The sequence below is a fragment of the Pseudoalteromonas sp. BSi20652 genome (genome assembly GCF_000239855.1).
In the GTDB taxonomy this organism is placed as follows: Bacteria; Pseudomonadota; Gammaproteobacteria; order Enterobacterales; family Alteromonadaceae; genus Pseudoalteromonas.
This window is the reverse complement of the sequence record NZ_BADT01000155.1, coordinates 25,022-32,345: the sequence shown is the minus strand read 5'-3', so window position 1 is coordinate 32,345 and position 7,324 is coordinate 25,022. Positions and strand designations below refer to the sequence as shown.

Annotated in this window: 8 protein-coding genes; all 8 read left to right on the top strand. The window is 36.5% G+C overall.

Features of this window, described 5'->3' with window-relative positions; genetic code table 11:
* The coding region (locus tag P20652_RS18565; protein ID WP_237707132.1) for a hypothetical protein at nucleotides 1-267 on the top strand (267 nt) is incomplete at its 5' end.
* 121 nt (nucleotides 268-388) lie between these two features.
* On the top strand, nucleotides 389-625 hold the full coding sequence (locus P20652_RS18560) for a hypothetical protein (RefSeq protein ID WP_033017641.1): 237 nt from the start codon (nucleotides 389-391) through the stop codon (nucleotides 623-625).
* A gap of 384 nt (nucleotides 626-1,009) precedes the next feature.
* Nucleotides 1,010-1,258, top strand: coding sequence for a hypothetical protein (locus tag P20652_RS06215; RefSeq protein WP_008170198.1), 249 nt, complete (start codon nucleotides 1,010-1,012; stop codon nucleotides 1,256-1,258).
* A gap of 509 nt (nucleotides 1,259-1,767) precedes the next feature.
* A complete protein-coding gene (locus P20652_RS06220; RefSeq protein ID WP_008170196.1) occupies nucleotides 1,768-2,034 on the top strand; it encodes a hypothetical protein in 267 nt (88 codons plus the stop codon).
* A 541-nt stretch (nucleotides 2,035-2,575) separates the two neighbouring features.
* On the top strand, nucleotides 2,576-3,277 hold the full coding sequence (locus P20652_RS06225; RefSeq protein WP_008170194.1) for a DUF3581 domain-containing protein: 702 nt from the start codon (nucleotides 2,576-2,578) through the stop codon (nucleotides 3,275-3,277).
* 179 nt (nucleotides 3,278-3,456) lie between these two features.
* Entirely contained in the window at nucleotides 3,457-4,704 is a 1,248-nt protein-coding gene (locus P20652_RS06230) for a DEAD/DEAH box helicase (protein ID WP_008170192.1), read from the top strand.
* A gap of 336 nt (nucleotides 4,705-5,040) precedes the next feature.
* Nucleotides 5,041-5,580 (top strand): heme NO-binding domain-containing protein, encoded by a 540-nt coding sequence (locus tag P20652_RS06235; RefSeq protein WP_008170191.1) that lies wholly within the window; start codon nucleotides 5,041-5,043, stop codon nucleotides 5,578-5,580.
* Nucleotides 5,581-5,582: 2 nt separating this feature from the next.
* Nucleotides 5,583-7,316, top strand: a complete 1,734-nt coding sequence (locus tag P20652_RS06240; protein WP_008170189.1) for a response regulator — start codon at nucleotides 5,583-5,585, stop codon at nucleotides 7,314-7,316.
* Nucleotides 7,317-7,324: the final 8 nt, after the last annotated feature.

Below are 7,324 nucleotides of genomic sequence, written 5' to 3'. Positions count from 1 at the left end.
TGTTTACAAGGAGGTTTTATGGAAGCACCATGGAACGGAGAAAAAGTTAATTTGTTTATTCGCTCTTTAGCAATAATATTTATCATTTGTGCACTTATTGCGTTTAGTAGTTTGCTATTTGCGTTATTTGAGAGTGGTGAAATCACTCTCAATATCCTAGATTTTAGGTCTGTATTCGGTATGCTGGCAGCTCCTTATTGCTTCCTATTGTTTTTAAAAGTAGCGGTAACAGGTCATGCGCCAAAGTCATGGATTCCATGGAAGTAGTGCAAACATAACAAAGGTTTTCAAGACGGACAAATTACAGTTGGCTTTTTGTTCGTTCCTCACTTATTTCAGCCAACTGCAATTTGCCGCTTAAAACAGCGTTAGTGTTACCGAGGTGGTCGTGAAGTATTCAATTCTATTTTTTATAATAACTATTTTTTGCTCTTTTGAAGGGCAAGCATCGTGCGCATTACCTGAATTGATACCAGAGCATGAACAAATTAAAATTACGTCTAAATTAAAGTTTGACGTGATAGACACTAACTTTCTAGGGAATCAAAATCTTAATGTAGTCCGCATGTTTATTCCGACTAGCTACAATAAAATTAAAATAGATACTGCGCACATGACGATCTGAAAAAATAAATCTGTAGTTTCACATTCTAGCTTAGGGATAAATAGACTCCCATATGACGAAACCTCCAGTCATATCGAATTTACTTTAAATAAATACGACACAAACACAGCTAAGATCACAATAGTTTATGGCGACATGTGCTACAACATGCACCAGTTAAATATAGATGATTTATCAATATATGAGTTGTCGCATGACAAAGAAAATCAAAGTTATTGGGAGTCTTCTCATCGAAAATTCTTAACTGGTCGTAAGTAACACTAACAAGCACTTCAAACGGAACAAAAACAGTTGGCTCGGTTTCGCTTCGCTACACATTTTAGCAAACAATTATCAGCCCCTTAAATGGGCGTTATAACTAAAATCTACTAAAGGAGTAGTTCGATGAAAAAAGCAATCACTATCTTATTAATGGCATTTGCCCCACTGTCTTTTGCTGATACGAGTCAACCAATTGAAGCCCAAAAGAAGAATATTGATGAAACAAAGTTTTGTTATTATGCCGACCTTGAGTATTCAAAAGGCGCAGAAATGTTACAAGTCGGAAAAAATATGACTTGTACTCTTATCGGTGAAAGTAAATTGAAATATAAGAAAGAGCAAGAAGGTATCTTAGTTTGGGTTGCAAATTAGTTATAAGAAGTTGCTCAAACGGACACTTACAGTTTGCTCGTGCTCCGCGCATTATAGCAAATTTACTTAGCCGCTTAGCAAAGCGTTAGGGTTACTCGAATATGCTGTTCCAGATAGGGATTATCATTTGTACTTTAGTTGTAGGGTTTATTGAGACTTATTTTTACATGGGCTTCGCTGCACGATTAGCTAGAGACAAAAAGGAAATCGGTATAACAAATTTTTGTTTAACTGAAGCACACGAGGCATTTACAAAAGGAAATGGTTGCACAAAACACATTCTTGAAAATGAGTGGTCAAAGTTTAAATGGTGTCGTCGGTTACGTATCTCACTTTTTATTGTCTTTGTGTTATCAATATTCTTTGTAAATAATTAACTAAGTGTAACCCTAACAAACTGTTTAAAGTGGACAAAATTACGTTGGCTTGGCTTGGTTTCGCTTCACATTTTAGCCAACATAATTTTTCCCATTAACAGAGCGTTATATTTCACGGAGAGTCATGCGATTATGGATATTTCGGAGAACTTAAAAAGTGCTACTGCATTTGCAAAAGATAAAAACTTCGATAGTGCAATCGAGCTCTTACAACAAGTATTACCAAGCATGGCAATACAAGCTGGTTATCCTTACTCAAGTTACACTAAAATCATTCCTTACTTCCAAAAAGCACAGAGATACTCTGAAGTTGAATTATATTGCGAAGCCGTTTTGATTCCACTAGTAAAACGAGACTGTAAAAAACTTTTGGGCATCAACCTAAGGAAACTGCTTTAGCGTTTTATAACCTAAATACTTCAATGATTTATGAAAAATTGGCTCTGTGTGCAAAGCGTGAAAAAATAAAATTGATGAAAAAAGGTTTAAGCTTCAAAAAAGTAAGCACTACTTAATATATGACGAATGGTTTGCAAAAGAGCATGGGGAAAGCTGTGAAATATAACAACACACCTTGAGGTGGACGACTAGTTATTAATTGCAAATTTTAAAAAGTGGTAAGTGTCTAGTTCAATTTCAAACATCAGGGGGGGAATATCGGTGTAATAATTTTTATTAACACCTGATTTTGTGACTTTTAACCACTTTTTAACACATAGTTTCGAAATAAGTTGATAGGTTCTTTTATCGTTGAGTTTAGCTTTGTTCTATCCAACCTATGTCATTACACTTAAATTTTCCCTTAAGGCTTCTCATAGAATCCAGTGCTTTAGGAAAAAATATAGCTAGGATTATTAGCTAATCTAACAGATTCGACCTCTCAGTATTTTTTTTCTGGTAGTATGGGCAGGTTATAAGCAGTTTAAGCAGTGAACACACTATGTTAAGTCCTTTTTTTCAGCAGCACGCTGATTATGTTTCTATCTCTCGTGAGCAAGGTTGTCGTTTTGCCAAGTTTGTTGCCGATGATTACAATCCACTCCACGACAAAGATGCAAAAAAGTTTTGCGCGCCAGGAGACTTACTTTTTTCATTGGTACTAGACCGCTACGGTATTAGTGAACAAATGGAATTTACTTTTGCCGGTATGGTTGATGAAAACACCAAACTTAACTTCCCTGAGGGAGCTGATGAGTTTGATGTAACCAATGGCGAAAAAGTTATTTTAAAGGTAAAGCGCAAAGGTAAAACCAGCCAATGCCCAACACTGACTAATAGCCTAATAAAAAATTATGTTGAGTTTTCTGGTACTACTTTTCCGCATGTAATTATTCCATTAATGGGTAAGCAAGGGGTGATGATAAACCCTGCGCGTCCAATGGTAATTTACGAATCAATGCTTATCAATCTTGATAATGTTGATATTACAGCGCCGACACTTGAATTTGCAGAGCCAAGTTTTGAGTACGCAGGCAAACGTGGAAAAATTACACTACGTTTTAACTTGTTAGAAAACGGCGTTAAAGTGGGTAGTGGTGAAAAGCATATGGTGGTTTCGGGTATTCGCGAATACTGCCAAGCAACGGTTGACGATTTAATTGCGTTTTACAATGAACGTAAAGCAACGCTAAAGCCAGCTTAAATCTACAAAAAATTATAAAAGGCGCTAAATACAGCTGTTATTTAGCGCCTTTTTTATTGGGTTTTTAGCGCTAAAGCGAAAGTGAGCAACCACGATTAAATACTTTTCTGGACTGGTTAATTTACGCAGTACAGTAATATGCGTACAATAGCGCTCTTTGTTATTTTAAAGCTAAGCCTATGTCTGCCACTACGTTCTCATCACTTAATCTCGACCCGTTATTATTAACAGCGATTGAGCAAAATAATTACACTCAACCTACCGCAATTCAGATTAAAACTATTCCGCCTATTTTAGCCGGAAGTGATGTAATGGGCAGCGCGCAAACAGGTACGGGTAAAACAGCCGCGTTTGTTTTACCTTTGTTGCATAAGCTTTTGAATACCCCTAAAAAAGATGAACCAGGCATTGCCCGCGTTGTAATTTTAACGCCAACACGAGAGCTTGCTCAGCAAGTATTTGCCAGCTTTGAAAAGTACGCACAAGGTACTAATATTAATGGTGCTTTAGCCTATGGTGGCGCAAGTATCGGCCCTCAGATAAAAGCTCTTAGAACAGCTCAAGTTATAGTGGCAACGCCAGGGCGTTTACTTGATCATATAGTTAAAGGCAGTGTGGTACTTTCAAGCGTAGACTCCTTAGTGTTTGACGAAGCAGACCGCATGCTTGATATGGGATTTATTGATGAAATTAGACGCATATTGCGCCATATTCCTGGCGATCGCCAAACTTTACTCTTTTCAGCTACGTTTGATGACAGCGTGTTTGAACTCAGTAAAAAGTTACTTAAAAACCCAGAGCTAATTGAAGTTGATAAACGTAACTCAGCCGCGGTTGAAGTAGAGCAAGTTATTTACGCTGTAGATGAGGATCGTAAGCGCGAACTTGTATCGCATATGATTGGCATGAAAAACTGGCGCCAAGTGCTTATTTTTACGCGCACAAAACAAATGGCCGATCAGCTCGCTAAAGAAATGTGTAAAGACGGTTTAAAAACCGAATCGATCCATGGCGATAAATCGCAAGGCGCACGCGACCGTGCATTGCAAAACTTTAAAGAAGGTATTACACGCGTACTTGTTGCAACCGATGTAGCCGCGCGTGGTTTAGATATTTCTACACTTAGATACGTAATTAACTTTGAACTACCGTACATTGCCGAGGATTACGTGCACCGTATTGGCCGTACAGGTCGTGCTGGTGAGCAAGGACTTGCTATGTCGCTGGTAAGTCTTGATGAGCAATGGCTGCTAGAAGAAATTGAAGTACTACTCGATACGCGTTTAACGCCGCAGTGGTTAGAAGGTTACGAGCCAGATCCTAATAAAAAGCCAAAAGATAATCGTAAAAACACCAACAAGTCGCGAAAAGATCGCGATAAAAAACGCATTACAGGCAAAAGAGAACCAAGCCGACGTCGTAAATAATAGCTAAAGGTTATGGGGTATTTAGTGCCCCATTTTCGCCTTTACTAAAAAATAGCGACAAGGTTTGTAAAGCAAAATATGAATAAAATCTATAGAAATCCTACCCCACCATTTAGTAAATTCTCACATTTTATACTGAACTATTTAAAACACCGACTTCATTAAATAAATAATAACTTGGGTTAAAACTCAGTGATTAAATTGTCCCTAAATTAAATACATTTTGATCCACAAAGGTCAACATGCCCTAGGGAGTTAAAATTCTATCTCTTTTAAAATGTGTACTTTTCTGGTTTAAAACTATACTTATTAAAAAGTAAAAAATGAGGCGGTTTGATGAAAGGTATTATTTTCACTGAGTTTTTAGAAATGGTTGAAAATCACTTTTCTGCAGAGGTGGCTGACCAAATAATAGAACTCAATGATCTTGACTCTAAAGGGGCATATACCAGTGTTGGTAATTATAATAAGGAAGAACTTGTAAAATTAATTACCTCACTAAGCGCGTGTGTTAATTTGCCAATAACTGTGCTGCTTAAAGAATATGGCAAATACCTGTTAAGTCGCTTTGTAATTTACTACCCTTATTTTTTTAAAGATTTAACAAACACGTTTGATTTTTTAGATACGATAGACAGGCATGTCCATGTTGAAGTTAAAAAGCTATACAGCAATGCAGAGCTTCCCAGTTTTCAAACCAAACGTTTAAGTCGCACTCAAATGCAAATGTTTTATCAGTCAAGTAACCCGTTTGCACTTTTAGCTGATGGGCTTATAGAAGGTGCTGCAAATCACTTTGGTGAAAACATTCATGTAGATAGTGATATTAGCGATAATCACCAAGTAGCAACTTTCACTCTAACTTTGGTTGGTTAATTATGGATGCAGCGCTTTTACAAAGAATGCTGGAACGAGAGCGACGTGCGCGTAAAGAGGCTGAAAAGTTATTAGAACAAAAGTCTTTACAGCTTTATGAAGCTAATGAAGTGCTAAAAAATGCTGCAGAAAATTTAGAACAAGAAGTAGCAAGCAGAACAAATGATCTTATACTCGCAAAACAAGAGGCTGAATCTGCTAATCAGGCAAAATCTGGTTTTTTAGCCAATATGAGCCATGAAATTCGTACCCCAATGAATGCAATTATAGGTATGGCTTATCTTGCACTTGATACTCAATTATCTGAAAAACAACGTGACTACGTTGAAAAAATTCATTATTCAGCGCAATCGTTATTAGGGATCATAAACGATATTTTAGATTTTTCTAAGGTGGAGGCGGGCAAGTTAGAGCTTGAAAATAAACAATTTAATTTTAACCACTTTTTAGAAAACCTTGTAAATTTGATTAGTGGTTTAGCCTCTGAGAGAAATATTGAGGTGATATTTGATGTTGATTCTCAACTGCCTGATTATTTTACTGGTGACGCATTAAGATTAAATCAGGTGATATTAAACTTACTCAATAATGCATTAAAATTTTCAATGCGTGGGACCGTTGTGTTAGCAATAGATTTAACGAGTAAACATGATGGGTACGACAATATATCTTTTTCAATAACTGATAATGGCATTGGTATGACTCCACCACAGGTTGAATCATTATTCAAACCTTTCACTCAGGCTGATGTGTCTACTACGCGTAAGTTTGGTGGTACGGGTTTGGGTTTAGTTATTAGTAAAACTTTAGTTGAATTAATGGGGGGGGAGATTTCAGTACAAAGTGAGATTAAAAAAGGCAGTTGTTTTACTTTTCAAGTCCCTCTAGGAGTTGCAGCCAAACAGGCTAACTTTGAAGTTGCTTTATTAGAAAATAAACGCGCACTCGTCATTGAAAGTACCAGTAGCAAGTTACAGTCATTACAAGCGTTACTTAACGGCTTTAAAGTTAATGTTGAGGTTATAAATAGTGCAGGCGAGGCCTTAGACGCCCTTATTAATTCATCCACTTATCACTTTATTTTTATTGATTGGCGAATATTAAATTTAAAAAATATTGGTTCAGCAGAATCACTGCGAGACAAACTAAAAATAAATGCAAAAAAACTCATTATTATTGCGCCTTGTGAAAATAAAGCGCTTAATAAAAGTCTGCTCGGGTTTGAAGAAAACACTTGTAGGATACTCATCAAGCCGGTTATAAAAAGTAACGTTTATAATGTGCTTTTGCAGGTTTTGAATAAACAGCCGTTAAAAAAATCTACACTACAAACTAAATCAATAGCAAATTCATTATTAAAAAAATTACAAGGCGTGCAAATTTTATTAGTGGAAGATAATCCACTTAATCAACAAGTTGCCTCTCAAATCCTTCGTTCAAATGGTCTATTAGTAGATATAGCCGCAGACGGTATTGAAGCGCTCGAAGCACTAAAACACAAGACGTATCATGGTGTATTAATGGATTGCCAAATGCCGAAAATGGACGGATATACCGCAGCAATTGAAATAAAAAAGCAACCACAGTTTAAAGATTTACCTATTATTGCTATGACTGCAAATACAATGGAGACGGATCTTTTAAAAGCAAAAAATAGTGGTATGAATGGGTATATTTCAAAACCAATAGCCGTAAAAAGCATGTTTGAAGAGATTGCTAAATGGCTTTGTATTTAGGTACATCT